Origin of the sequence: Halobaculum rubrum (assembly GCF_019880225.1) — an archaeon.
In the GTDB taxonomy this organism is placed as follows: domain Archaea; phylum Halobacteriota; class Halobacteria; order Halobacteriales; family Haloferacaceae; genus Halobaculum; species Halobaculum rubrum.
This window is the reverse complement of the sequence record NZ_CP082284.1, coordinates 439623-462994: the sequence shown is the minus strand read 5'-3', so window position 1 is coordinate 462994 and position 23372 is coordinate 439623. Positions and strand designations below refer to the sequence as shown.

Annotated in this window: 22 protein-coding genes; 7 read left to right on the top strand and 15 right to left on the bottom strand. The window is 68.4% G+C overall.

Annotation, left to right across the window (positions count from 1 at the left end):
* Positions 1–161: 161 nt before the first annotated feature.
* Positions 162–713 (top strand): helix-turn-helix domain-containing protein, encoded by a 552-nt coding sequence (locus K6T25_RS02425; RefSeq protein WP_222916204.1) that lies wholly within the window; start codon positions 162–164, stop codon positions 711–713.
* A 615-nt stretch (positions 714–1328) separates the two neighbouring features.
* Here the strand turns inward: K6T25_RS02425 and K6T25_RS02420 are convergent.
* Together K6T25_RS02420 and K6T25_RS02415 are read right to left on the bottom strand one after the other, a co-directional pair.
* Complete coding sequence (locus tag K6T25_RS02420; RefSeq protein ID WP_222916202.1) at positions 1329–1730, bottom strand: DUF8060 family membrane protein; 402 nt, start codon at positions 1728–1730, stop codon at positions 1329–1331.
* The gene (locus K6T25_RS02415) at positions 1727–2734 is read right to left on the bottom strand and encodes a DUF7490 domain-containing protein (protein WP_222916200.1); all 1008 of its coding nucleotides are present in this window, start codon (positions 2732–2734) and stop codon (positions 1727–1729) included. Before K6T25_RS02415 ends, K6T25_RS02420 begins: the two co-directional genes overlap by 4 nt.
* A gap of 103 nt (positions 2735–2837) precedes the next feature.
* Here K6T25_RS02415 and K6T25_RS02410 point away from each other — a divergent pair, with 103 nt between their 5' ends.
* On the top strand, positions 2838–3242 hold the full coding sequence (locus K6T25_RS02410; RefSeq protein WP_222916198.1) for a universal stress protein: 405 nt from the start codon (positions 2838–2840) through the stop codon (positions 3240–3242).
* A gap of 78 nt (positions 3243–3320) precedes the next feature.
* Positions 3321–3854 carry a GNAT family N-acetyltransferase gene (locus K6T25_RS02405; protein WP_222916195.1) on the top strand — a complete coding sequence of 178 codons (534 nt, stop codon included), beginning with the start codon at positions 3321–3323 and terminating at the stop codon, positions 3852–3854.
* On the opposite strand, the gene K6T25_RS02400 is transcribed toward K6T25_RS02405, so the two are convergent.
* The 4 genes from K6T25_RS02400 to K6T25_RS02385 form a co-directional block, all read right to left on the bottom strand.
* Positions 3855–5081, bottom strand: coding sequence for an ornithine cyclodeaminase, nickel-pincer nucleotide-dependent (locus K6T25_RS02400; protein WP_222916194.1), 1227 nt, complete (start codon positions 5079–5081; stop codon positions 3855–3857).
* 102 nt (positions 5082–5183) lie between these two features.
* Positions 5184–5678 carry a hypothetical protein gene (locus K6T25_RS02395; protein WP_222916192.1) on the bottom strand — a complete coding sequence of 165 codons (495 nt, stop codon included), beginning with the start codon at positions 5676–5678 and terminating at the stop codon, positions 5184–5186.
* Positions 5679–5778: 100 nt separating this feature from the next.
* On the bottom strand, positions 5779–6726 hold the full coding sequence (locus K6T25_RS02390) for an alpha/beta hydrolase (protein WP_222916190.1): 948 nt from the start codon (positions 6724–6726) through the stop codon (positions 5779–5781).
* Positions 6723–7157 (bottom strand): DUF8159 domain-containing protein, encoded by a 435-nt coding sequence (locus K6T25_RS02385; protein ID WP_222916188.1) that lies wholly within the window; start codon positions 7155–7157, stop codon positions 6723–6725. Before K6T25_RS02385 ends, K6T25_RS02390 begins: the two co-directional genes overlap by 4 nt.
* Positions 7158–7445: 288 nt before the next feature.
* Here K6T25_RS02385 and K6T25_RS02380 point away from each other — a divergent pair, with 288 nt between their 5' ends.
* On the top strand, positions 7446–8318 hold the full coding sequence (locus tag K6T25_RS02380) for a winged helix-turn-helix domain-containing protein (RefSeq protein ID WP_222916186.1): 873 nt from the start codon (positions 7446–7448) through the stop codon (positions 8316–8318).
* Between the two features lie 14 nt (positions 8319–8332).
* On the opposite strand, the gene K6T25_RS02375 is transcribed toward K6T25_RS02380, so the two are convergent.
* From K6T25_RS02375 to K6T25_RS02355, 5 genes are all read right to left on the bottom strand, one after another.
* Complete coding sequence (locus K6T25_RS02375) at positions 8333–10489, bottom strand: prolyl oligopeptidase family serine peptidase (protein WP_222916184.1); 2157 nt, start codon at positions 10487–10489, stop codon at positions 8333–8335.
* Positions 10490–10626: 137 nt separating this feature from the next.
* Positions 10627–12864 carry an amino acid permease gene (locus tag K6T25_RS02370; protein ID WP_222916182.1) on the bottom strand — a complete coding sequence of 746 codons (2238 nt, stop codon included), beginning with the start codon at positions 12862–12864 and terminating at the stop codon, positions 10627–10629.
* The gene (locus K6T25_RS02365; RefSeq protein WP_222916180.1) at positions 12861–13310 is read right to left on the bottom strand and encodes a universal stress protein; all 450 of its coding nucleotides are present in this window, start codon (positions 13308–13310) and stop codon (positions 12861–12863) included. The genes K6T25_RS02370 and K6T25_RS02365 overlap by 4 nt, the downstream gene beginning before the upstream one ends.
* Before the next feature lie 294 nt (positions 13311–13604).
* Complete coding sequence (locus K6T25_RS02360) at positions 13605–13799, bottom strand: DUF7511 domain-containing protein (RefSeq protein WP_222916178.1); 195 nt, start codon at positions 13797–13799, stop codon at positions 13605–13607.
* Between the two features lie 150 nt (positions 13800–13949).
* A complete protein-coding gene (locus K6T25_RS02355) occupies positions 13950–14831 on the bottom strand; it encodes a ferritin-like domain-containing protein (protein WP_225917784.1) in 882 nt (293 codons plus the stop codon).
* Between the two features lie 495 nt (positions 14832–15326).
* On the opposite strand from K6T25_RS02355, the gene K6T25_RS02350 reads away from it, so the two are divergent.
* Entirely contained in the window at positions 15327–15758 is a 432-nt protein-coding gene (locus K6T25_RS02350; RefSeq protein WP_222916176.1) for a universal stress protein, read from the top strand.
* 11 nt (positions 15759–15769) lie between these two features.
* Here K6T25_RS02350 and K6T25_RS02345 read toward each other — a convergent pair whose 3' ends face one another.
* Together K6T25_RS02345 and K6T25_RS02340 are read right to left on the bottom strand one after the other, a co-directional pair.
* Positions 15770–16975, bottom strand: coding sequence for an inorganic phosphate transporter (locus K6T25_RS02345; RefSeq protein ID WP_222916174.1), 1206 nt, complete (start codon positions 16973–16975; stop codon positions 15770–15772).
* Between the two features lie 168 nt (positions 16976–17143).
* The gene (locus tag K6T25_RS02340; protein ID WP_222916172.1) at positions 17144–18403 is read right to left on the bottom strand and encodes an inorganic phosphate transporter; all 1260 of its coding nucleotides are present in this window, start codon (positions 18401–18403) and stop codon (positions 17144–17146) included.
* 216 nt (positions 18404–18619) lie between these two features.
* On the opposite strand from K6T25_RS02340, the gene K6T25_RS02335 reads away from it, so the two are divergent.
* Positions 18620–20050, top strand: a complete 1431-nt coding sequence (locus tag K6T25_RS02335; RefSeq protein ID WP_222916170.1) for an APC family permease — start codon at positions 18620–18622, stop codon at positions 20048–20050.
* A gap of 2 nt (positions 20051–20052) precedes the next feature.
* The gene (locus tag K6T25_RS02330) at positions 20053–20793 is read left to right on the top strand and encodes a universal stress protein (RefSeq protein ID WP_222916168.1); all 741 of its coding nucleotides are present in this window, start codon (positions 20053–20055) and stop codon (positions 20791–20793) included.
* A gap of 2 nt (positions 20794–20795) precedes the next feature.
* On the opposite strand, the gene K6T25_RS02325 is transcribed toward K6T25_RS02330, so the two are convergent.
* Both K6T25_RS02325 and secY read right to left on the bottom strand, forming a co-directional pair.
* On the bottom strand, positions 20796–21671 hold the full coding sequence (locus K6T25_RS02325) for a hypothetical protein (protein WP_222916166.1): 876 nt from the start codon (positions 21669–21671) through the stop codon (positions 20796–20798).
* A gap of 201 nt (positions 21672–21872) precedes the next feature.
* Positions 21873–23336, bottom strand: coding sequence for a preprotein translocase subunit SecY (gene secY / locus K6T25_RS02320; RefSeq protein WP_222916164.1), 1464 nt, complete (start codon positions 23334–23336; stop codon positions 21873–21875).
* Positions 23337–23372 lie beyond the last annotated feature (36 nt).

The following is a 23372-nucleotide window of genomic DNA, read 5'->3' as shown; positions in this document are numbered from 1 at the left end:
ATCTAGCATGAACAACGTGCAATCATATCTCTTACGGTCCCACCGGGTACGGTCTCCTGGAGCCGCCAGCAGCCACAGGTACACACGTCTGTAGTTCGTGGTCCGGACATCGAACGGGCCACCAAATACTTTTGAGGCTCGTGGACCAGACGTAGCGTACGATGGCGGTCCCTCCAGGGTCCGGCTCCGGGTCGCGGAGCGATTCCCGTGTCCCCGTCAGCGAGGTCCACGACGTGTTCGAACGGCGTGACGACCTCGCGCGTCCGGTGACAGCCAGCGACGTCATGGACGCGGTCGACTGCTCTCGCCGGACGGCACACAACAAGCTGAACGAACTCGTCGAGGAGGGGATCCTCGAGACGCGGAAGGTCGGTTCTCGAAGCCGGGTCTGGTGGACGCCGATCGACAACAGCGACCGGGAGGCGCACGGGGAGGACATACTCGGCCGCGGACCCGTCGAGGAAGTCGACCTCCCGGGGACGGGCGAGACGCTACAGGCGAGACGAGACGCACTGGTCGCCGCCTACGAGTATCTCCGTGTATACCCGGAAGCGAAGAAATCGGACTTCCTGAAGGAGGTCTTCCCGGACCACCCCGCAGGGTTCGAGACTGCGGAGGGATGGTGGAACGCCATTCAGCCGGCGCTGGCCGAGCTCCCCGGAGTCGATCCCCCGAAAGAACGGGGACACATCTGGCACTTTCTAGGCGGTTGATATCCTCCCCGCGCTACAGGGCAGGGGGTCCAGAGCGTCGGGAACGTACCCTTTCGACTTCCAGACCCGCTCCCGGATTCCGGACCGCGACCGCTGGTAAATAGATCCTTTTACCCGATAGCGTCATGCGTTCGGAGGAGCGCCGTACTGCCCCGAGCGAATGACAGAATAAACACACGATGTCGTCCACGGGGACGTGTACGCGACCGGAGCGGAGGGTCGTCGCTACTACGGCAGTTCGTACATGCCGACGGCCCCCGACGACCTCGATGTCGCGCCCGAGACCGACGCTCACCGGGATCGGGGGACGGGCGAGTCGGGCCACCGGCTGCTCGATCTCCCCCGGGTGCCGAAACTGGCCCACGTGGTCGGTCCGAGCGCGATACTGCCCCGAACGTGCCCAGATACACTCGTTCAGCCCATTCGAGAGCCTTCTGGGGATTCAGTCGAAGTGAACTGCGGGCACGTATCGAAGCGACTCGAACGAGAACAGTCGGACCGAGTGCTCGCGAAACACACGAATGAAAGGGAACATCACACCAGTGTAGGTGGCCCCAAAGAAGTGTACGGCTCTTCTGCCGAGTCCTGTACCGAACTGGGTGCGAAGCTAGTCGCTCACGACGTGACCCGACGGACCTGCCGGGAGATGGCCGCGGCGGCGATCAGCAACACGGCGAGGTTGAACGCGCCGTGGAACAGCGAGCGGTACTCCGCGGTGACCCACTGGTTGATCGTCCGGGAGACGGCGCCGTAGAACTGGATCCCCGAGACGAGCGCGAGCACGACCAGCGCGACGAGCACGAGGTAGTTCACGTATCTGACGACATCCCGCGAGCGACCGCCGTCGGGGTCGTTGGCGGGAGCGTCGCCGCCCGTCCCCGCCGACGTATCACCCGCGCGGCCCTCCGAAGGCGGGTCCGCGGCGGCGTCTGCACCGGCCGAGGCGTCGCGGGTCGACGCCGCCGGCTCGCTTCCACTCGGTTCGGTCGTCGTGGTGTCGTCGGTGTCATCGGTCATCGTCGAGTTCGCCTCCGTGCAAGCAGCGCGGCGCCGGCCAGCGCCACGACCGCGAGCGCCGGGCCGAACCCGGGCGTCGCCGTCGAGGTCTCCGTGCGGGCCGCCGCCTCGGTCGCTCGGTCGGCCGCTCCGTCGTCGCCGGCGAAGTCGCCGACCTCGAACTCCACCTCGCGGGTGGTCTCGTTCGCCGAGATGGTCTCGGTCGGGTCGAGGTTCGCCACCGAGCGGGCGGTGTCGACGAGCACGCCGTCGCGGTACACCGCCGCGTCGACGTAGTAGTTGTAGTCGCTCGGGACGGTCACCTCGGTCGTCGCGTCGGCGGTGCGGCCGGGGCCGATGCCGCCGACGGTCGTCGACTCGCGCCCGGCGACGAGGTTCGATTCGGCCTGCCGGACGATGACCTCGACGCGCAGGTCCTCGCTCGACGCCGCACCGCCGTTCGTCAGCGACGCCGCGACCGCCAGCGTGGTTCGATTCGCCCCCTGGTCGACGGACGCGACCGACACCGACAGCGGCGGGACCGCCTCGCTCTCGGTGAACCGGACCGCCGTGCCCAGCGCCTCCAGCCCGGAGACGCGCGTCCGGTCGCGGTCGACGACCTGTCCGTCGCGGAAGACGACCGTCTCGACGACGTAGCCGCCCTCGCGGGGCACCTCGATCGTCGCGTTCACCGGGACGCTTCGGTCCCCGGTCAGTTGGTCCAACGCGACCGTCCGCTCGGTCGTCAGGAGGCCGGACTCGGCGTCGTATGCGCGAAACCGTACGGAGACGTTGTCCGTGGGGTTGCCGCGGTGGCCGATCCGGGTGTGCAGCGTCAGCGTCGCCGTCGCGCCGTCGACCTCCCCGGGAGCGATCGCCGGCGACTCGGCGATGGTGACGTAACCGGGACGGGCCGGACCGTCCGCGGCCGGGTCTGCGAGGACGCCGGGGCCCGCGGCGACCCCGAGGAGGGCGACGAGCAGCACGGCGACCGCACCCGCGGTCAGCCGTCGTTCTCGTGACATGCGGCCGGCACTGCACGGCGGCGTCGTAAACCCTTTGTGCTGTGGGGTCGCCCGCTCCCACGCCGTCGGTAGGGTTATCAGCCTCGCCGTCGCGCCATTGCGCATGTTGTACGTCCTCGCGACGAACTCGGTGCGAACCAGCGACGTGTTGTGCGAGTATCTCCGCGACCGGCTGGCAGCCGGCGACGCGGTCCACGCGATCAACTCCCAGCACGGCGGCGACCAGTCGAGCGCCGCGGACGTCAGGGAGGGCGAGGAGGCTCTCGACGCTGTGACGGACGCGCTCGAGGGTGTCGACGGCGTGACGGTCGAAACACACCAGTTCGTGCGTGGCAACCCGCCGGCCGAGGACGTGCTCGCGTACGCCGACGACGTGGACGCCGACGAGTTCGTCATCGGCGTCCGAAACCGCTCGCCCACCGCGAAGGTCGTCTTCGGCAGCGTCGCACAGGACCTCCTTCTCGGATCGAACCTGCCGCTGCGCGTCGTCCCACAGGAAACTGTGTAGGGCCGAGGCTCGACCGTCCGTGGTGGACGTTCGCACAGTGGCGGACGATTCAAGCGTCGCCGCGGTCATCGCTGCGGTATGCCCGGTCCCGTGTTCCGTCGCGGCGAGTCGGTCGAGTTGCGAACGGTCGAGGAGGAAGACGCCGCGTTCCTCGCGTCGCTTGTCAACGATCCGCGGGTTCGCGCCGGGACCGCGATGACGGCGCCGATGGGCGAAGGCGACGAGCGCGAGTGGATCGAGTCGGCGGGCGACGACGGCGGGGTGCACCTCCTCGCGTGCGTCGACGGCGAGCCCGTCGGGATCGCCGGCCTGAACGCACCGAACGAGTCGTTCGGCAGCGTCGAACTCGGGTACCAGTTCGCGCCCGACAGCTGGGGCAACGGCTACGCCACCGACGCCGCCCGCGAACTGTGCGCGTACGCCTTCGAGACGCGTCGGTTCCACAAGGTGTACGCCAACGTCTACGAGACGAATCCCGCCTCCGCGCGGGTGTTGGAGAAGGTGGGCTTCGTCGAGGAGGGGCGTCACCGCGAGGAGGCGTTCGTCGACGGCGAGCACGTCGACATCAGGCGGTTCGGCCTGCTCGCCGACGAGCGGGCCGAGGAACGGTGACTACTCCAACAGCTCCTCGGCGAGCATCGGCACGAACGTCCCCACGTCGGTGACCATCCCGACGGCCTGGGCGGAGCCGCGGTCGAGCAGTTGCGTAACCGTGGCGGGGTTGATGTCGACGCAGACGGTGCGCGTCGTCGACGGGAGGCAGTTCCCCACGGCGACGGAGTGCAACAGCGACGACAGCATGAGCACCAAGTCGGCGTCGCGGGCCTGTTCGCGGATGGCGTTTTGCGCCTCGACGGCGTCGGTGATCGTGTCCGGGAGCGGGCCGTCGTCGCGGATGGAGCCCGCGAGCACGAAGTCGCGGTCGTTGGCGACGCACTCGTACATGACGCCCTCCGTGATCAGCCCGTCCTCGACGGCGGCCTCGATCCCGCCCGCGCGGATCACCTCGCTGATCGTGTAGATGTGGTGTTTGTGCCCCTTTCGCGGGTGCTCCATCGTCTCCACGTCCATCCCGAGACTGGTGCCGTACATCGACCGCTCCATGTCGTGGACGGCGAAGCCGTTGCCCGCTGAGACGGCGTCGACGTATCCCTCGCGCACGAGCCGCGCGAGCGCGGGGCCGCCCCCGGCGTGGATCACCGCCGGGCCGGCGACGCACAGGACGTTCCCGCCCTGGGCTTTCGTCTCGGCGATCGCCTCGGCGATGTCGCGGATGAGCGACGCGGAGGGGCGCTCCGCGGAGACGCCGCCCTGCATGAAGCCGAACGGCCCCGACGCGTCGCGGGGGCGCTCGGGCGGCTTCACCCGGATGCCGGCGTCGCCGGTGACGACGAGATCGTCGGCCTCGATGCCGTTGAGCACCTTCGTCTCGGCGGTGACCGCGTCGCCGCCGCGGTCCACGACGATCGCACAGTCCATCTCGATGTCGTCGACCCCGACCCACTCGCCGTCGATCCGAACGTCGGTAGGGTGGTTGGTCGTCGAGTAGAAGCCGTCGGGGACGACGTTGTCCGCGGGCGCCGGCGTCAGCGTCGCGTCCGTCGGCGCCGCGAGCGTCGCGCCCGACTGGTGCAGTTCGTGGAGGATCGGGTTCAAGCTCTCCTCGTCGTCGGCGATCACGCGCATCCGACAGTACGACTCCTTGGTCTTGGTCGTCCCGACCTCGAACTCCTCGATGTCGAACTCGCCGCCGAGGTCCATCACGACGGTGAACGCGCGCTCCATGAGGCCGGAGTCGATGATGTGGCCCTCCAGTTCGACCACGTCGCTGACAGTCATACCGTCCGTGTGCCCCGCGCCGCTGAAAAACTACCCGTAACCGCGGTATCGGCCGTGATCGAGGGTCGCCGCGCTCGACTGCTCGGTCGGCGCGTCACCTGCCTAGATCAGGAGGCCCTTGAGCGCGTTCAGAACGCCCCAGGTGACCTGTGCGACGACGTTCCCGCGCTCGCCCTTGATGACGATGTCGTCGTTCCTGACCGCGTCGGCGAAGCGGTTCGCCGCCTGCTCGCCGCCCTCGGCGTCGGCGATGTTCGACATCGTTTCGCGGTCGGTCTCCATCCGGAGCGTCGCGTCGTCGTGTGCCGACTCGCGGAGGTCGACGACCGTCCCGTCGCCGGTCATCCGGAACGAGTAGACCGCGGTTTCGCCGCCGTCGCTCACGTAGAGGTTCACGCGCTTGTTCTCGATCTGACCCGCCAGCGGACCGAGATCGAGCCCGCCGCTGGCGTCGTTGTACAGGTCGAAGCCCGTCTCGAGCTGTGTGAACACCTCGCCGGACCACGATGGGCGGTCCGGCTGTGCGGCGACGGGCGCGATCGCGACCGACACGACGAGGAGCGTTGCGACTGCGAGGGCGAGCGATCTCGTGAACATACCCGGTAGAGGTCGTCCGTGGAGATAAATACGTAGTACGGACCGGATGGTATTCGGATACGATCGGCCGGCACGACCACCCCCCGGCCGGATCGGTCGCCTACCGTCGCTCGAAGGCGGCGTCGAGGAACGCCACCTCGTGGGCGAGCACTTCGGTGAACCGCTCGGCCCAGGCGTCGAAGTGGTCCATCGGGAGCGCGACGAGCGAGGAGTCTGGAAGTTCGTCGGCCAGTCGGTCGGCGTACTTGTAGGGGACGACCCGATCCTCCGTGCCGGCGACGACGAGGGCCGGACACGTCACCGCCGACGCGTCGGTAACGGGGCGGTACCGCGGGAGCGCCAGCAGCGTCCGCGCGCGAGTGTCGTTCTGCCACGTGGAGTCGCGGGGGATCAGCGCGGCGTAGCCGTCGAGCGCGCCGGGTTCGTTCAGCGCCGCGAACTCTCCGGGGCGACCGTACACCTTCGCCTCGTGGCTCCGGCCGACGAGTCCGGCGAGACGGTCGCGAACGCCCGCCGCGGTCGCGCGAAGCAGGTATCGCGGCGACTTGCTCCGCAGCAGCGACCGGCCGTCGGCGAACGGCGTCCGCGCGACGACCGCGTCAACGTCGTACCGCTCGGCGGCGACGCTGACTACGTGGCCGCCGCCCAGCGAGACGCCCCACAGCGCGATCCCGTCGCCGAGGTCGTCGACGCCGCGGACGCGGTCGACGGCCGCCTCCCAGTCGACGATCTGGCGGGTCGGGAGCACCAGCGGCTCGCCCTCGGAGGCGCCGAAGCCGCGGTAGTCGAACGCGAACGCCGCATAGCCCACGTCCGCGAGGTGTTCGGCCAGCCGATCGAGCCCGAAGTCGGCCTCGGCGGCGAAGCCGTGGCCGAGCACGACCGTGTCGGGGTCGTCTACGTCGCGCGGGCGGTACAGCGTCCCGACGCAGTCGTCGCCGTCGACGGTGAACGTGAGCCGACGCGTGGCGAAGCGCTCGCGGGAGGGGCGCTCCCCGCGCACGCGCCGCGCCGGCGGCCGGTCGGGGGTCGCCAGCGGGGCGCTCACTGACTCCCTCCGTCGCCGGCCGGCCGGCCGGGCTCGTCGTCCGCGACGACGATCGCGTGCGGAGCGTCGGCATCGCGATCGACTTCGGGGTCCGTCTCGACGGTGTCGAGCACGCGCGCGGAGAACTCCTCCTCGGAGATCCGGTAGCCCGTCAGTTCGTCGAGCCATTCGGCCTCGACGTGCCACGTCGCCTGCACGTCGTTCTCGAAGCGCAGCGAGGTGGCGTCAACGCGCAGGGGTTCGAGATCGCCGTCCTCGACGAGGTCGATCACCGTGTTACAGACGCGTCCCATCTCGCCGTGTGCCGGACGCTCCGCGGGAAGCGTCGTCGTGTAGGCGACGGCGACGCGCTCCGGCGAGAGACGAACGTCAGCGACGTCGATGCCGTCGGCTCGCAGCTCCCGGGCCAGCGCCGACTCGTCGGTTGTCATACCTGCGGCTACACTCGGGGGCGACTTACTGGTTCCGGGCACTGGGGGCCGTCGGACGCGACGTCGTAGAACGGGACGGATGGAACGGAGGAGTGGGAGTCCATGTCAGAGGCACTGTGGTCCTCCGTTCCAACGCAAACGATCGATCGTCTCACAGCGACTTAACGACTTGGTGAAACACCGTTCACTACGTGTGTGAGGCCGGACAAGAGGTGAATCCCAGTACACTCGATCGATCTGATATGACGAGCGGAACACGTATCCGTTCCCATGTAACAGTACAGACAGATGGACGACGACGCGTCGCGGCGGACGTTCGAGTTGTTGGCGAACGAGACGCGGCTCGGGATCATTTCGGCGCTCGGCGAGGCCAGCGGGGAGGGCGGGTACGCGACGCTGGCGTTCTCGGAGTTACAGGCGGCGACGGGGGTCGAAGATAACGGGCAGTTCAACTACCACCTGCAGAAGCTCGTCGACGAGTTCGTCGAGGAGCGCGAGGGCGGGTACGCGCTGACGCTCGCGGGGATCCGGGCGTATCAGGCGATCCTGGCTCGTGTGCGGTCGGAATCGCTGTCGATCGACCCGTTCGAGATCGATGGTACGTGCCGCTGTGGTGAGCCCCGACACGCGTGGTATGAGGATTCCAGAGGCCACATCGGCTGTCTCTCGTGTGGTGACCTCGAATTCAGGTACCCTGTTGCGCCCAACGCTATCGACGAATCGGAACCTGATACGCTTCTGAACGCTCTCAATAGAAAACTGACTCGTGATTACCTTTCCATGTTCAACGGTATCTGTCCGTACTGTACGGGGAGATCGACCGTTCGATTGGCCGAGTCCGAGGAATTCTACGACGAGGTCGGTATGACCTCGACCCCAGTCAACGTACACGCCGCATGTGAGTCATGCGCGTGGTTCCTCTACGCGAACATCGCGGCCGTGTTGATACTTTCGCCGCCGGTGTATTCCTTCATCGAAGAGCGTGGGATCGACATGTGGAACGAGTACATCTGGCAGGAGATTCTGGATCACGAGGTGACTGACATTCAGTGGGAGCCACAGAGGGTGGAGGGTACGTTTTCTCTCGCGGGCGACGAACTGCGATACGTGCTCGATGCCGACTTTCGTCTACGCGACTACGAGATCGTCACCGACGAATAGTACATTCGCTGGGATTAGACCGTATCCATCCCCAACCGCTCGAACACGAACCCCCACCGCTCGCTGTTCTCGCGCACCTGCATCGACGTTGGCTTGCCGACGCCGTGGCCGGCGTCGTCCTCGACACGGAGGACCACCGGCTCGTCGCCGGTGTTGCGCTCCTGAACGAGCGCGGTCATCTTTCGCGCGTGGCTCGGGTGGACGCGCGTGTCGCCGAGCGCGGTCGTGAACATCGTCGCGGGGTAGTCGGCCTCGGGGGCGTTGTGGTACGGCGAGTACTCGCGGATGTACGCGAACGCCTCCGGGTCCTCCTCGGGGTGGCCGTACTCCGTCGTCCACGACGCTCCGAGCAGGAAGCGGTGGAACCGGAGCATATCGAGCAGCGGCACGTGACACAGCGCGGCCGCCCAGCGCTCGGGCCGCTGGGTGATCAGCGCGCCGACGAGCAGCCCGCCGTTGGAGCCGCCGACGACGCCGATGCGGTCGGGGTCGGCCCAGCCGGCCTCGGCGATGCCGTCGGCGACCGCGAGCGCGTCGTCGAACACGCGCTGTTTGTTCCCCCGGCGACCGGCCTCGTGCCACGGCTCGCCGTACTCGGTGCCCCCGCGCAGCGTCGCGAGCACGAACACGCCGCCGGCGGCGAGGAACGGCAGGCGGAAGCGGTCGAACGTCGGCGTGCGGTTCACCCGGAAGCCGCCGTAGCCGGAGAGCAGCACGGGGTTGTCGCCGTCGGGCGCCACGTCGCTCCGGCGGACGACGAACGCCGGCACGTCGGTGCCGTCGGCCGACTCGAACCACTCCTGGCTCACCTCGATGTCGAACTCGACCGTGGTCGACTGCCGACACAGCGTCTCGGTCGTCCCGTCGTCGAGGTCGACGCGGCGGACCGCGGGCGGCTCGGCGAACGACTGGACCGTCAGGTACGCCTCGGGCTCGTCGCCGGCGCCGTGGACGCCCGCGACCGTCGGGAACGCCGGGAGCTCGACCGTCCGCTCGCGCTCGCCGTCGGCGTCGAGGACCGCGAGCTCGGAGCTGGCGTCGCGGTGATAGTGGGCGAGGATCCGCTCGTCCGCAAGTTCGATCCCGCGGAGGACGGCGTCCGTCTCGGGGATCAGTTCGTCGTACGCGCCGGGCTCGCCCGCCTCGCCGGCGAGGGCGGCGTCCAGCGGCGCGGCGAGGACACGCGAGAAGTCGGCGTCGTGGTCGGTCGCGAGCAACAGTCGGTCGCGGTCGCCGTCGATCGTCGGCGTGAACACGGCGTCGACGCCGGTGAGCACCGATCGAAGCTCGGCCTCGGTGGGGTCGCCGCGATAGCCGTACACGTCCGAGCGCTCCCACCCCTCGACGTAGCCGGCGACCAGCGCGTCGCCGTCGGTTGCGAGCGTCGGCCACGTGGTCTCACCGACATCGTCGGCGACGACGTGATCGTCGGCGGGGGACGCGTGAGAGCCGAACTCGTGATAGCGGATCGCCTTGTCGAGTTGGCCGTCGGCTCGGCCGCCCCCGTCGGCGTCGGAGTTCTCGTCGTCGCCGGCCGCGCCGGTGGTGACGTAGTAGAAGCCGCGGGGGGTGGCTGCTCGGTCGTCGGTTCCTTCGCCGTCCGCCTCCACCCACGCGAACCCGTTCTCCTGGGTACGCCCGGCGCCCTCGACCGTCTCGACGACCTCGGCGGTCGCCACGTCGACGATCCGAACGTCGTACTGCTCGTCGCCCCCCTCGGCGACGCCGTACGCGATGCACGCGCCCTCTGGACCGGGGACGAACCAGTCCATCGAGACCGTCCCGTCGCCGGCCCACTCGTTCGGGTCGACGAGGACGGTCCCCTCGTCGGTGCCGACGGCGTCCGGGTCGTCGTACGCGTAGAGCACGGGCTGTTCGTCGTCCGGGTGCGTCACCTCCTGAAACAGGCGGTCGCCGGCGGGCGTGACGGGGCCGTACTGGCCGACGCGCCCGAGCGACTCGAACCGCTCGGCCAGCGCCTCGCGGTGCGGGGTATCGAGGACAGTCTCGGCGTACTCGTTCTGTGCGTCGGTCCACTCGCTGACTTCGGCGTCGTCGCCCTCAAGCCAGCGGTACGGGTCCGTGATCGACTCGCCGTGAAGCTCGTCGGTGACGGGTCGCCGCGGCGTCTCGGGAGGGTGGCCCGAACCGGAGGCGTCCGTGTCGGTCATCGATCGCAACTCCGGGCGTCATCGGAAGTAGCTGCCCCTCGGCGGAGCGATTGCCGGGATCGGGGTCGGACCCGGACCCGCGCCGGTCCGGGTCCGGGGTCGCAGTTGTCTTCGGTGGAGACGGTGCTCGCCGACGGCTAGCGGCCGAACAGCCGGTCGAGGATCCCGCGGTCGCTGGGTCGCTCGGCCAGGAGCACCGACGCGTCCACCTCGTTCACCACGTCGAGCGCGAGCGTCCCCGAGACCAGCCGCGAGAGCATCCCGCGCTCGGTGGCGCCGATGACGACCAGCGAGCAGTCCTCGCTTTGGCGTCGGATCGCCGCCTCCACGTCGCCGGACTCGATGACCTGCTCGGCGTCAGCGAGGTCGTGCTCGTCGGCCCAACTCGCGAGGAACGTCTCGCCCTCTTCCACGTCGTCGTTGACGTGGAGCAGCCGGACCTGCGAGCCGTACGCGTCCCGTAGGGAGCCCGCGATCTCCGCAGACAGGTCCGAGTCCGGGCCGCCCGCGGTCGGGACGAGCACGCGCTCGGGGTCGAAGTCGCGGTCCTTGAGGACGAGGAAGTCACACGGCAGGTCCCGCGTGAGCTCGTCGACGCGTCCCTCGACGCGGCCGGGGGAGCCGTGGCCCTCCGGCCCCCAGCCCATCACGACGAGGTCGGCGTCGTGAGTGCGGGCGGCGTCGAACACCTCCTCGAACGAGCGGTGGGAGACGATGGTGCTCGTCTCGACCGGGACGCCCAGCTCCTCGGCGTCGAGGCGTGCACGTTCGAGCAGTTCGTCGCTCCCCTCGTCGAACTTGCGGACGTTGTCCGCGGCGTACTCCAGAGAGGTCTGGTCGGGAACTGAGACGATGTGGACGGCGTCGACGGTTCCGCCGCGCTGCCGGGCGATCCGCGCGGCGAGTTCGATGAGCGCGCCCTCGGTGGCGGGGTTCGCCAGCGGCACCATCACGCGGTACTCCCCGCCGTCGGGGGCGACTGCGTCCGCCGCGTCGACGGCGGCGTCCGGCATCGCGTCGGACTGCGAGCGGATGTAGTCCGCGAGCGCGCCCTCGCTGGTCGTGCGCGAGCGGGCGTAGCCGAAGTACCACACCAGCGCGAACGCGACGAAGGCGCCGCCGATGAGCACGACCGTCGGCTCGATGAAGACGATGAGCGCGAGCGAGACGATCGCGCCGAGCACCGGTACGGCCGGGTAGAGGGGCACGGTGTAGCTCGGCTCGTACCCCTCGACGTTCGCCTCGCGGAACACGATCAGCGCGACGTTGAGCAGCGCGTAGATGACGAGGTGGAGCACCGACCCGAGCGTCGCGAGCGTGTTCACGTCCGCGAGGACGATGAACAGGAGGATGAGCAGGCCTGTGACGGCGATCGAACGGTACGGAGTTCCGAACCGCGGGTGGATCTCGTTGAGGTCCGGGGAGACGAGCCGATCCCGGCCCATCGCGAAGTTGATCCGCGATGACGCGAGGATCGATGCGTTCGCGCTGGAGGCGGTCGCAAGCAGCCCGCCGATCAGCATCGCGATCGCCCCCGCGGGCCCGAGAACGATCCGCGCCACCTCGACGACCGCGATCTGGCCGTCCGGGATGTTCGCGATGAACCCCTGCTCGACGGCGGCGCTCATCACGATGAGCACGAGCGCGTAGATGACGGTCACGATGACAACCGAGCCGATGACGGCCCGCGGGAGGTTCCGCCCGGGGTCTTTGATCTCCTCGGCGACGGAGGTGATCTGGACGAACCCGAGGTAGGAGACGAAGATGAGCCCGGTCGTCGTGAGCATCGGCCCGAAGCCGGTCCCCTCCGCGATGTTCGCGGGGTCCGCGCGGAGCGTGCCCGCGATCGTGAACACCGTCAGAATGATCACCAGGAGCACGACGATCACGTTCTGGAGGCGCCCGGTCTCCTTGGCGCCGACGTAGTTGATCAGGACGAACAGCGCCGCGCCCGTGAGCGCGACGGCCTTGACGCCGACGGGGATCGCGATCCCGACGAACGGGATCGCTATCGACCCGCCGGAGATGTTGACGACGTACTCGCCGAACCCGACCATGTAGAACGCCGAGGCGAACGCCAGCCCCATCCAGTTGGCCCACCCGGCGACGGAGCCGAACATCGGACCGAGCGCCTGATTCACGTAGTAGTAGGCACCCCCCGACACCGGCATCGCCGTCCCCAACTCGGAGGCTGAGAAGGCCGTCAGGATCGCGATGGCGCCGCCGAGCACGAACGAGATCACGGCAAAAGACCCGGCCTCGCTGATCGCGACGCCCGGGAGGACGAAGATCCCCGCGCCGATCATGGTCCCGACGCCGATGGTCAGTGCCGCGAGCGGACCGAGGTCCTTCGCGAGTTCCTCGTCGCCGCTCATTCGTCCACCGGCGACTCGTCGGTGTGGTCGACCGGTCGCGGCAGGCTCACCACGGGCCGGTCGGCGCCGGTCACCAGGCGCAGCGAGATGTCGCCGGTGAGCATCCGGACGAAGCGGCCGCCGTCGCGCGGCGTGAACACGATCGCCGTCGCATCAACGTCGGCGGCGACCGACAGGATAGCGTCGAGGATGTCGGTGTCGTAGACGATCTCGCGGTCGACAGTCACGTTCGGCAGCGCGGCGTCGAAGGTGTCGAACGCCTCTCGGGCGGCCGCCTCGCGCTGCTCGACGCCGGCCTTATCGGGGGCGCCGCCGGCCTTTTCGACGACGTACACGAGCGTCACGTCGCCCACTTCGGCATCGTGGGCGGCGATCGCGGCGGCCGTGGCCGACGCATCCGCGTCGGAGGCGACGGGGACGACGACCCGCGAGAGCAGGTCGCTCATCGGCCGATACCTCCGTCGGGGGTGTTGCGTTCGGCGAGGTTGTCGCGACGACCGGGCGGTCGGGACGGATCGTTCGCGCCGCTGGTGCGTCTGTCGGTCATATTCGGTCGGTCGGACCAGATCGGTGTAAACGCTTCCCCTTGCGGCCGTGAGTGGCGGTTCCACGTGCCGGAGCGATCAGTCCGCGGCTGTGCAGGCCAGTTCGAGCCCGCGGCACGGTTCGAGCGGCGGATCGATTCGAGCAGGGGGTCGACTTACCGGACGTCCTCCTCGCGCTTTAGCGCGGGGAGGATATCAACGGACGTCCTCCAGCGACACGGCCGTGTCGGTGTCGACGGTGATCCACGTCGTCTCCAGGCGCTCCGGGTCGTAGACGGTCACCGAACTCGGGTCCGAGCCGTCGTCGAAGAGGTACCGGAGCCCGAACTCGGGGAGGTTCTCGAGGGCGTCCGGCTCCCGGAGCTTCGGTAGATCGTCGCTCGCGTGCATGCGAAACCGTTGCACGTTCGAGTATATCACAGTGCGGCTCGAATTATCGAGCCTGAGAGTCCGGTCCGTGGTATTCCCTCGCGTCTCCACCCGAACCGGCGACTGGAGGACCGCGGGTACCGCGTCGGATCGGAGCGCTCGCTCGACCCGTTAGTTCCCGTTCGGGGTCCCGGTCGCAGTGCCGTTCGGGGTCCCGGTCGCAGTGCCGTTCGGAGTTCCAGTTTCGGTGCCGTTCTCGTCGTCCCCCTCTTCGGCTTCTTCACCGTTCTCGGCCTCGTCTTCCTCCTCCTCGTCGTCCTCGGCGATGAGCGGACCGACGGCCGCGAGCACGTCCGACTGAGCGGCCGGGTCGTCGACAGCGTCCGGGTACGGGTCGCCGCCGCCGGCGGCGGTCACGACGGCCGCGTGCCGGGCCTCGACGCTGTGGACGCCGAGCGCGGTACGCAGGAGGTCCGGGCTCTCGATCGCGGGTGCCGCGCCCGCGTACGCGGCGACGCCCGTGTTCTCCAGCGTCGACGCGAGCGACATGAACCCGGCGACGTCCTCGACGCCGAAGTCGTACTCCGCCTCCTCGACGGGCGTCCCGCCGAGCAGATCGATCACCTGCGTGAGCAGGTCGACGTGGGCCGCCTCCTGTTCGCCGATCGTCTCCAGGTTCCCGTACAGCACCTCCGCGTCCGCCTCGGTGGAGACGATCGTCGCGTCCGACTCGAGGAGGTCCCCCGCGTCGAACGTCTCGAGCCCCATCCCGTAGAACGCGCTCTCCAGGTGCTCGAGCGTGAGCGCGTAGTTCAACACGTCCACGTCGGTTCCCGCCTCGTCGTCGAACAGCGGCCCCTCGGCCTCCTCGGGGTCCCCCTCGTCGTCCTCCTGTGCCAGCGAGAGGCCCGCACCGCCGCCGAGCGTCAACAGCGCGCCGCCGGCGATCGCCGAGCGACTGAGGAACCGCCTGCGGGACCCGCCGTCGTCGCTGTTCTCCGCCGTCTCGATACTCTCCACCCGTTCGTCCATGTCGTAGTCGTTTGCTGTCATCGTGGTACGCGTCGGGAGAACCCGACGAACGGTACTTCCGCGCGCCGACGGTTTGTTACGCACAACGGTGGCGCACGTAGCCCCACCGTACGGACTGGGCTCCGAACGTCCCCGTCCGGAACGCCACCCATACACGAAGTACAGTGGACCTACACTGAGTCGGCCCCGAACGGGTGTCGATGTGACCCACCGGACGCCACTGCGGCTGTCCGCTGCAAGCCAAGGAGCACACGGCGCCGCCGATCTCCGGTCGTCGTCGGGCGAACTGATCCGCGTAGGAGCCGCTTGTGGCCCCCGTCACACCGAGGACGTATGCGTCCTGCCCGGAAACTCACGGAACTCTTCACGGCGCCGAGGAATTCACTCTCGTCTGTCACAACAACTCCCGAGGGTGCGCTCTCGTCGCGCGAGCACGGGTCCGTCCCCGACCGTCTCCGCGCCACTCGTGTGGCGGACGACCACTGTCGATATGTGCAAGCGGGTCCAAGCCGTCCTATGGCGCCATCGCACGTTCTCGTCCCGCTCGACGGGTCACCGCTGGCTGACGACGCATTCGGACAGGCGCTCGAACAGTTCGACTGTCGGCTGACAGTCCTGAACGTGGTGACGCCGATCGACGCGGGGATGAGCGAGGGTGGGGTCCTCGAACCCGGCGAGGATCGTCGCGAGCGCGCACGGGACCGGGCCGATCGCGTCGTCGAACGGGCGAAGGAACGGGCCGACGAGGTCGACCGGCCGATCGACACGGCGGTGGAAACCGGCGATCCGGCCGAGGCCATCCTCGAGTACGTCGACGCCCACGACGTCGACCACGTCGTGATGGGAGGACACGGCGGCGAACGGAGCGGTATCGCCCGCCGGCTGCTCGGAACCGTGGCGACGAGCGTCGTCGGGGAAGCCCCCGTGACGGTGACCGTCGTCCGCTGATCCGGCTCGGCTTACCCACCGAGCACCGCGGCGAAGGCCTTGTACAGTCCGAACCCGATCGCGATCGAGGCGGTGAGCGTGATGAGCCAGAACGCGAGCGTCACGCCGATCTTCCGGCGAGAGACGCCGGCCGAACCGCCCGCGAGCCCGCCGCCGATGACGCCGGAGATGATGATGTTGTTGAACGAGATGGGGATCCCCAGCGCGATGGCGACTTGTGCGATGATGAATCCGGGGACCAGCGCGGCAATAGAGCGCCTGACACCCAGCTGTGCGTACTCGCGGGAGGTCGCCTGGAGCAGCTTGGGCGCACCCATCCACGCGCCCGCGAGGATGCCGGTCGCGCCCAACGTCAACAGGACGATACCGGGGAGCCCGAGCTCGGCCCGATAGAGGTTCTCGAGCGGGCCGGTCGCCAGCCCGACCTGACTGCCGCCGCTGGAGAAGGCGACGACGCTCCCGAGGATGAGCAGGAACGTCCGGATGCCGTCCTCGGTCGACGCTTGGGTCCGGCGACGGATGAGCCGAAAGCCCGCCGCGGCGGCCGCGATCGTCACGAGCACCGCGAGCGGGTCGATCCCGGCGACTGTCGGCGTCTCGACCTGTCGCGCGATGAACCCCGCGATGGAGCTCTGGGTCGCCTCCGGCGGCGAGGGGATGACCCCCAGTTGGACGTTTGCGACGATGCCGCCGACGACCGCCGCGAGCAACGGGACCCCGACGGTCTCGGGGATATCGTCGCGTCGGAGGAGGGTGGCGGTGAGATAGGCGAGCCCGCCCGAAACGGGGGGGACGAGCACCCAGAAGATCGCGATGCGACGGTACGTGTCGACCGCGGGGTCGCCGCCGAGCGAGAGTCCGACGCCGACCATCGCCCCGGTCGTCGCGAACGCCGCCGGCACCGGGTAGCCGCTGTAGACGCCGAATATCATGAACCCGGTTGCGGTCAGCAGGCCCGCCGTCGCAGCCAGCGACGTTATCTGGACGCCGTTGATGAGCCCCGCCCCGACCGTCTCGGAGATCGCCCCGCCCTGGGTGAGTGCGCCCAGCGCCGCGAGGATGCCGATGAGAAAGGCCGCCCGCATCGTCGAGACGGCGTTGGCACCGATCGCCGGGGCGAACGGCGGCGAGTTGCTGTTCGCGCCGAGCGCCCACGCCGTGGCGAGGCTGGTGAGCGTTGCCAGCACGACGAGCGCCCAGAAGACGAGTCCCGCCACGCTCAGCGCCCTCCACGAACGGGGATACCGGCCATGTCGACCACTTTGACAGACGAGGTGATTAAACGTTCGTCCGACGAGCAGCCGACGGATCCGCACCGGTTCCCGAGCCCCGTCTCAGGCTCCCGGAACGACTCGCCCGGCGCGGACACCGAGGGAGCGATCGCCTCACAGCAGCAGAGCGAACAGAAGGTACGACCCGACGACCGAGAGCGACGGCGTGATGATCCAGAGCGCGACGATCCGGGTCGTCGCCGCCGGGTCGAACAGGGTCTCGGCAGTCAGTTCCTCGATGTCCTCCTCGCCGATCGGGGGGACTGTCGGCGACCCGTCGCCCTGGTCCGCCGGTTCCGTTTCCGGGGTCTCTCCGGCCGCGAGGTCGCCGACAGTCGGGCCCGCCGGTTCCGCGTCTCCGGTCGACGGCGCTGCGAGCGCACCGGTCGTAAGCCCCGGTCCCGGCTGCGTCTCGGACGGCGGCGTGGCGAGCTCCGCGAGCGTGACCGCGCGACTCGCCCGTCCCCATCCCAAGCCGATGATGCAGCAGGTCGTGCTGACCGCGAGGCTCGCCGGAATGCCGAAATACGAGAGGACGGTGATGATCGTCGCACCCACCGTGGAGACGATCAGGGCCGCCAGAATGGGGAGGTCGGTGATGCCGTCGCCGACCGTCGCGAGGGTGCGCCTCGCGATCGTGAACCCGCCGAGGCTGATGGCGGCGACGGCGAGGAGCACGCCCTGGTCGATACTCACTGCGCCGTTGCCCACGAGCGGGGCGATCGCGTTCGCTGCGTTCGAGGCGCCCGCGCTGAATCCCATGTAACAGGCGATCCCGAGCACCAACGCCGACCCGACGAGGTCACGCGGCGACGCGTTCGTGTTGAATCGGAGGCCGGGGATCCGGCCCGAGCGGTCGATCTGTAGCAACTGCCGCTCGAGGCGCGTAAACGACAGCCGGGCGTCGAGTTGCGGATAGACGTACCGGCCGATCACGGCGCCGATCCCGAGTCCGATGAGCGGAGCCACGATCCACGCCGAGACGATGGTGAACATCAACGCCTCGTTGAGCGACCCCGTCGCGAGCCCGAGTCCCACGATCGCCCCCACGGCCGTCATCGAGGTCGAGGCGGGGACGCCGTAGACGTTCGAAACCAGCAGCGAGAGCCCGGTGAAAAACAGGACGCCGACGCCGGCCACCGGGGTGAACTGTGCGGCCGGGACGATCCCTTCGCTCATCGTCACGATCACGTTGCGCCCGACGGTCCACGCTCCGAGAAATGCGAACACGCTAAACAGTGCCGCCGCCGTCGCCTTTCTGACCAGTTTGCTCCCCACCGCCGGCCCGAACGCGACGCCAGTCGACGAGCCGCCGATGTTGAACCCCACGAACGCGGCGACGAGGAGTCCGATGACCACGAGTGTTGAGACCATGGAGTCGGTTCTATGCCCACCGTGTTCGCGGTCACGTATAATGGCCGTTCATCTCCACAGTCCGTGGGGCAGGCCGTCGACATCCGACCACTGGAGCGCCGATCGGCGCGATTTCGGGCCACCGGTCGTTTGCGTCCCCCCGAACTGTCCCGGCTGTCGAGTCGGCCGTCCGACCGGCCGGCGGTTTTATCTGATGGCTGAAACAATTCGTGTCGTATGACTGAACAGCCCGGAGACGTCGATCCGGCGGGCGAGAACGTCGCCGGCGAGGTGCCCGTCGCGGAGCCGGAGGCCGTCACCGATGACACGACCGTCCACGACGACGACGTCGAACTCGAGCGGACGATCGGGCTGGTCGGCGGGCTCGCGATCGGGATCGGGACCATGATCGGCGCGGGTATCTTCGTGTTCCCGGGGCTGGCGGCAAGCAACGCGGGGCTGGCTGCCACACTCTCGTTCGCGATCGGCGGGCTGATCGCGTTGCTCGTGGCGCTCCCGACCTCGGAACTGGCCACGGCGATGCCCCGGAGCGGCGGCGGGTACTACTTCATCTCCCGCGGGATGGGAACCGCCTACGGCGCGATCGTCGGGCTGGGGCTGTGGTTGGGGCTGATGTTCGCCTCCGCGTTCTATCTGGTCGGGCTCGGTCACTACGCGAGCGCCGTGTTCAGCGAACTCGGTGTCGCGCTCCCGTTCAGTCCCGTCATCGGGATCGGGCTGCTCTTCGGCGCCGCACTGACGGCGTTGAGTATCGGCGGCACGGAGAACACCGCGAAGATCCAGAACGTGGTGGTCGGGATCCTCCTCGTGGTGCTCACGGGCTTTCTCTCGTACGGTGTTCTCGACGCCGTGGGTGTGTTCGGCGGTGGAACCGTTCCGGAACAGTTCTTTTCGCGAGGATACTTCCCGGTGTTGACGACCGCGGCGCTCGTGTTCACGTCGTATCTGGGGTTCGCCCAGGTCGCGACCGTCGCGGGCGAGATCAAACAGCCGGGTCGGAACCTTCCGCTGGCGATGGTCGGGTCGGTCCTGATCGTCACGGTGTTTTACGTCGTGACGATCTTCGTCGCGACCAGCGCGTTCGGGGCCGACCGGCTGGGACAGTTCGGTGAAACGGCCATGGTCGAGGTGGCGCGTGACTTCCTCGGGTTGCCCGGCGCGGTCGCGATCCTGGGTGCCGGGCTGTTGGCGACGTTCTCGAGCGCGAACGCGTCGATCCTCAGTGCCTCGCGGGCGGTGTATGCACTCAGCCGTGACGCACTGCTTCCCAGAAAGGCGAGCGAGGTCAACCTCCGATACGGCACCCCACACGTCGCGTTGCTCTCCGCCGGCGGACCGATCCTGGTTCTCGTCGCGACCGGGCAGGTCGAACTGCTCGCGGAGGTCGCCTCGTTCCTCCATCTGATCATGTACGGACTGATGTGTGTCGCGTTGATCGTGTTTCGACGGCGGGATCCCGAGTGGTACACCCCCAGCTATCGTGTGCCGGGCTATCCGGTGGTCCCGGCCGTGGGTGCCCTCGCCAGCTTCGGCCTGATCGCGTTCATGCAGCCCGCGTCGATCGGCATCGGCGTCGTGGTGATGCTCGTGTCGTACCTCTGGTACCGTTATTACGCTGGGGACGTCACGCTCAAGGGGGACATCTAACCATGACGGACCGTCCATCGATACTCGTCCCGATTCGCGTGCTCGAGGGGGAATCGATCCCGGAGGGTGTTCCCGGCCTTCTCGCGAACGCCCACGTCATCCTCCTGGGGTATCACGTCATCCCGGAGCAAACGGCACCGGGACAGGCACAGATGCAGTTCGAGGACCGAGCCATCGAACGGCTCGACGAGTACGAAACGATCCTCGAGGAGGCGGGAGCGACCGTCGAGCGACGGCTCGTGTTCACCCACGACGGTCAGAAGACGATCGACCGGACGACGACCGAACACGACTGTTTGGCCGCGCTCGTCCCGAACGCTACCGGCCCGGTCGAAGACGTCCTCGTCGCCGTCCGTGGTGCCGTGGGCATCGACCGCCTCGCCCGTGTCGTCGCCGGCCTGTTCGGGGAGACGGATGTATCGGTGACGCTGTACCACGTCGCGGACGACGAGGAAACGGACGAGGACGTCGAGACACTCCTCGATGGACTGGTGGGACGGCTGCGGGACTCGGGGATGGACGCCGCGAGGATCGAGACGCGTGTCGACCGCGATCGGGGGGCACTCGACGCGATCGTCGAGGCGGCCGAGGAGTTCGATACCGTCGTCATGGGCGAATCCGATCCCTCCCTGGCGACGTTCGTGTTCGGGCTACCGGCGGACCAAGTCGCCGACCGGTTTCTCGGTCCCGTCCTCGTGGTACAGCGCGAACCACCGCAGCAGACGGACGAGCCAACTAGCTGACGCTATTCGTTCGCTGACGAGCCGACGAACTCCGCCACCCGTCGGGCGACGGCACTCCGGAGCGTGTCGATGGCGAGCGTCGTCTCGCCGTGTGTGATCTGTAGGAACCGATCCCGGAGTGTCCGGTCCATGACGCGGTCGGTGAGCGCCGTCACGGTCGGCGACCGCCCGTCCGACTCGAGGCCCGTCGCCGCGGACCCGATCGTCTCGGGCGAAGCGATCTCCGCGGCGTACGTCTCCGCCGACTCGGTGATCGGCTCGGGCTCCGGCGGCGCGTCCCGATACGCCGGCGCGCGTGTGGTCGCCAGGCCGCCACCCTTCTTCCGGTAGAGAACGCCGAGGGCGGTCCCCTCGCCCCAGCGCGTCTCCGGCGGCTCGAGGCCGTCGGCGGAGAGCCCTCGAACGTGTACCTCCGTATCGATCGTCGGGGGTGTCGGGAGGCCGAGCCCGTCGAACGCCCGGTCGAGCTCGTGCGGCAGCAACGTCGTCCCGGGATGCTCGATATCGAGCCCGACCACCGGCGGAGCGATGTCCCAATCGTAGCCCCGGTGTCGGCGGTGGACCGCGATCCCCCAGACCGTCACCGCTGTCGGGTCGCCGACGGCGCTCCGTAACGCGTTCCGATCGAACCGCCGTTCCAGATATCGTACGGCGAAGTCGTACCGCGGCGGCGCCGAGTCCGCCGCGGTCCACGCGGCGTCCGGTCGTCCGTCGGTCGACGTGTCGGGAAACGCGAGTCGGAGACGGCCCTCGCGTCCGAGTTCGATCCCTACGACCGTCCCGTCGAGGAGTTCCTCGACCCGGACGTGTCCCCCCTCGAGGAACCGGTCACTGACCGTTGCGAGGGAGGGAAGCGCCGGTGACGACGAGGGAGGCATGTCTCCGTCGTGACGACGCGGGTACTTGAGTGTGTAGCGGTCACGGCCCCGGTCCGACGACACGTTCCGGAACCGAACGAAGACCGGTGGGCTCCGAGCAGTATCGCGTCGAACTCCGCGGTCGTCCGCGAACGGTGAAAATCAGCGTCCTCGAACCGAACGGAACCGACCCGTCTCGACCCGCTCGAGTGTCGATCTCGATCAGTCCGAGCCGAACATCTGGCGCATCATCGGATGCATCTCCATGAGCTGCTCCTCGGCGATCTCCTCGTACAGCTTGTAGGTGATCGACACCGTCAGCAGGAGCCCCGTCCCGGAGACGCCCCCGAGCGTGCCGAGCATGTTCGCAAGCACCGCAAGCAGGCCGACGAGCGCGCCGCCGATGACGGTCACCTGCGGGATGTATCGCTCCATGACCTTCTCGATGACCTGCGGGTTCTTCCGGAAGCCGGGGATCTGCATCCCGGAGTTCTGGATCTGCTTGGCCGTCGACTCCGGCCCCATGCCGGTCGTCTCGACCCAGAACACGGCGAAGATGGCGCCGCCGACGATCATGAACGTAAGATCGACGAGCACTCGGAGGACGATCTGCCACGGCTCGGCACTGACGGTGAACGCCCCCGAGAACCACATCCAGTCGGCGCGCGACTGGATCGGCGCGAGGTAGTAGAACAGCCCGCTCACGGGCTGGCCCTGCGAGTAGACGCCGACGACTGCCGGGAGAGTCACGTAGTTGTTGAGGATCTGGCCGAGGAACTGGACGTTCGCCTGCAGCGCGCGAACGAGGATCATCGGGAGGACGGACGCGTAGATGAGCTTCACGGGGAAGCGACCGCGGGCGCCCTTCACGCGGGCGTGACTCAGCGGGATCTCGACGCGCACCGACTCGGTGTACACGACGATCCCGAAGATGAGCACCGTGGTGAACAGCGCGAGGATGTTCCCCGGATCGAACAGCAGCGACTGGACGAACGGGTCGAGCTCGATCCCCCCGGTGATGATGCCGTACCACGCGGGGAAGAAGCCGGTCACCTGGGTGCCGAGCGCGGGCACGGCGAACAGCCCGGCGACGAGCTGCTGGCTCACGCCCGCGATGATGAACAGGCCGATCCCGGAGCCGACGCCCCACTTGGAGATGACCTCGTCCATGAACAGGATGAGGACGCCGCCGACGAACATCTGCGCGAACAGCAGCGTCCGCATGCCGCCCGCGCCGATGCCCAGCGACGTTCCGAGCTGCCCGTCGACCGGCAGGTAGTTGCCGGCGAACACCATCGGCAGGCCCGTCAGGCAGATCATCACGACCACCAGCAGCTTCTGGAGCCCCTGGTACAGGATCTGGTCGCGGGGGTCGTCCGTGTCGAGGCCGAGCAGGTCGGCGCCGCCGAGCAACTGGAGGACGATCGACGCCGTGACGATCGGGCCGATACCCAGCTGGAGGATCGACCCCTGCGACCCCGCGAGGATCGATCGGAACCGGCCGTAGAAGTCGCCCTCGGCCCCGCCCGTCGCGAGTCCGAACATCGTGATATTCGTGAGGAAGAAGTACATCACGAGGATGCCGGCCGTCCAGGCGAGCTTCCGCTTGAAGGGGACGTGCCCCTCCGGACGCTCGACCGTCGGCATCCGCGTGAGTACGGGTTCCGCGGTCTCTTTCCAACCCATATATCGTGCATCTGGTTGGCCACCACACCTTAACGC

Coding starts and splice junctions, on each gene's coding strand:
- K6T25_RS02425 (WP_222916204.1), top strand. CDS start 162: ATGGCGGTCCCTCCAGGGTCCGGCTCCGGGTCGCGGAGCGATTCCCGT.
- K6T25_RS02420 (WP_222916202.1), bottom strand. CDS start 1,730: ATGACCGATGACACCGACGACACCACGACGACCGAACCGAGTGGAAGC.
- K6T25_RS02415 (WP_222916200.1), bottom strand. CDS start 2,734: ATGTCACGAGAACGACGGCTGACCGCGGGTGCGGTCGCCGTGCTGCTC.
- K6T25_RS02410 (WP_222916198.1), top strand. CDS start 2,838: ATGTTGTACGTCCTCGCGACGAACTCGGTGCGAACCAGCGACGTGTTG.
- K6T25_RS02405 (WP_222916195.1), top strand. CDS start 3,321: ATGCCCGGTCCCGTGTTCCGTCGCGGCGAGTCGGTCGAGTTGCGAACG.
- K6T25_RS02400 (WP_222916194.1), bottom strand. CDS start 5,081: ATGACTGTCAGCGACGTGGTCGAACTGGAGGGCCACATCATCGACTCC.
- K6T25_RS02395 (WP_222916192.1), bottom strand. CDS start 5,678: ATGTTCACGAGATCGCTCGCCCTCGCAGTCGCAACGCTCCTCGTCGTG.
- K6T25_RS02385 (WP_222916188.1), bottom strand. CDS start 7,157: ATGACAACCGACGAGTCGGCGCTGGCCCGGGAGCTGCGAGCCGACGGC.
- K6T25_RS02380 (WP_222916186.1), top strand. CDS start 7,446: ATGGACGACGACGCGTCGCGGCGGACGTTCGAGTTGTTGGCGAACGAG.
- K6T25_RS02375 (WP_222916184.1), bottom strand. CDS start 10,489: ATGACCGACACGGACGCCTCCGGTTCGGGCCACCCTCCCGAGACGCCG.
- K6T25_RS02370 (WP_222916182.1), bottom strand. CDS start 12,864: ATGAGCGGCGACGAGGAACTCGCGAAGGACCTCGGTCCGCTCGCGGCA.
- K6T25_RS02365 (WP_222916180.1), bottom strand. CDS start 13,310: ATGAGCGACCTGCTCTCGCGGGTCGTCGTCCCCGTCGCCTCCGACGCG.
- K6T25_RS02360 (WP_222916178.1), bottom strand. CDS start 13,799: ATGCACGCGAGCGACGATCTACCGAAGCTCCGGGAGCCGGACGCCCTC.
- K6T25_RS02355 (WP_225917784.1), bottom strand. CDS start 14,831: ATGACAGCAAACGACTACGACATGGACGAACGGGTGGAGAGTATCGAG.
- K6T25_RS02350 (WP_222916176.1), top strand. CDS start 15,327: ATGGCGCCATCGCACGTTCTCGTCCCGCTCGACGGGTCACCGCTGGCT.
- K6T25_RS02340 (WP_222916172.1), bottom strand. CDS start 18,403: ATGGTCTCAACACTCGTGGTCATCGGACTCCTCGTCGCCGCGTTCGTG.
- K6T25_RS02335 (WP_222916170.1), top strand. CDS start 18,620: ATGACTGAACAGCCCGGAGACGTCGATCCGGCGGGCGAGAACGTCGCC.
- K6T25_RS02330 (WP_222916168.1), top strand. CDS start 20,053: ATGACGGACCGTCCATCGATACTCGTCCCGATTCGCGTGCTCGAGGGG.
- K6T25_RS02325 (WP_222916166.1), bottom strand. CDS start 21,671: ATGCCTCCCTCGTCGTCACCGGCGCTTCCCTCCCTCGCAACGGTCAGT.
- secY (WP_222916164.1), bottom strand. CDS start 23,336: ATGGGTTGGAAAGAGACCGCGGAACCCGTACTCACGCGGATGCCGACG.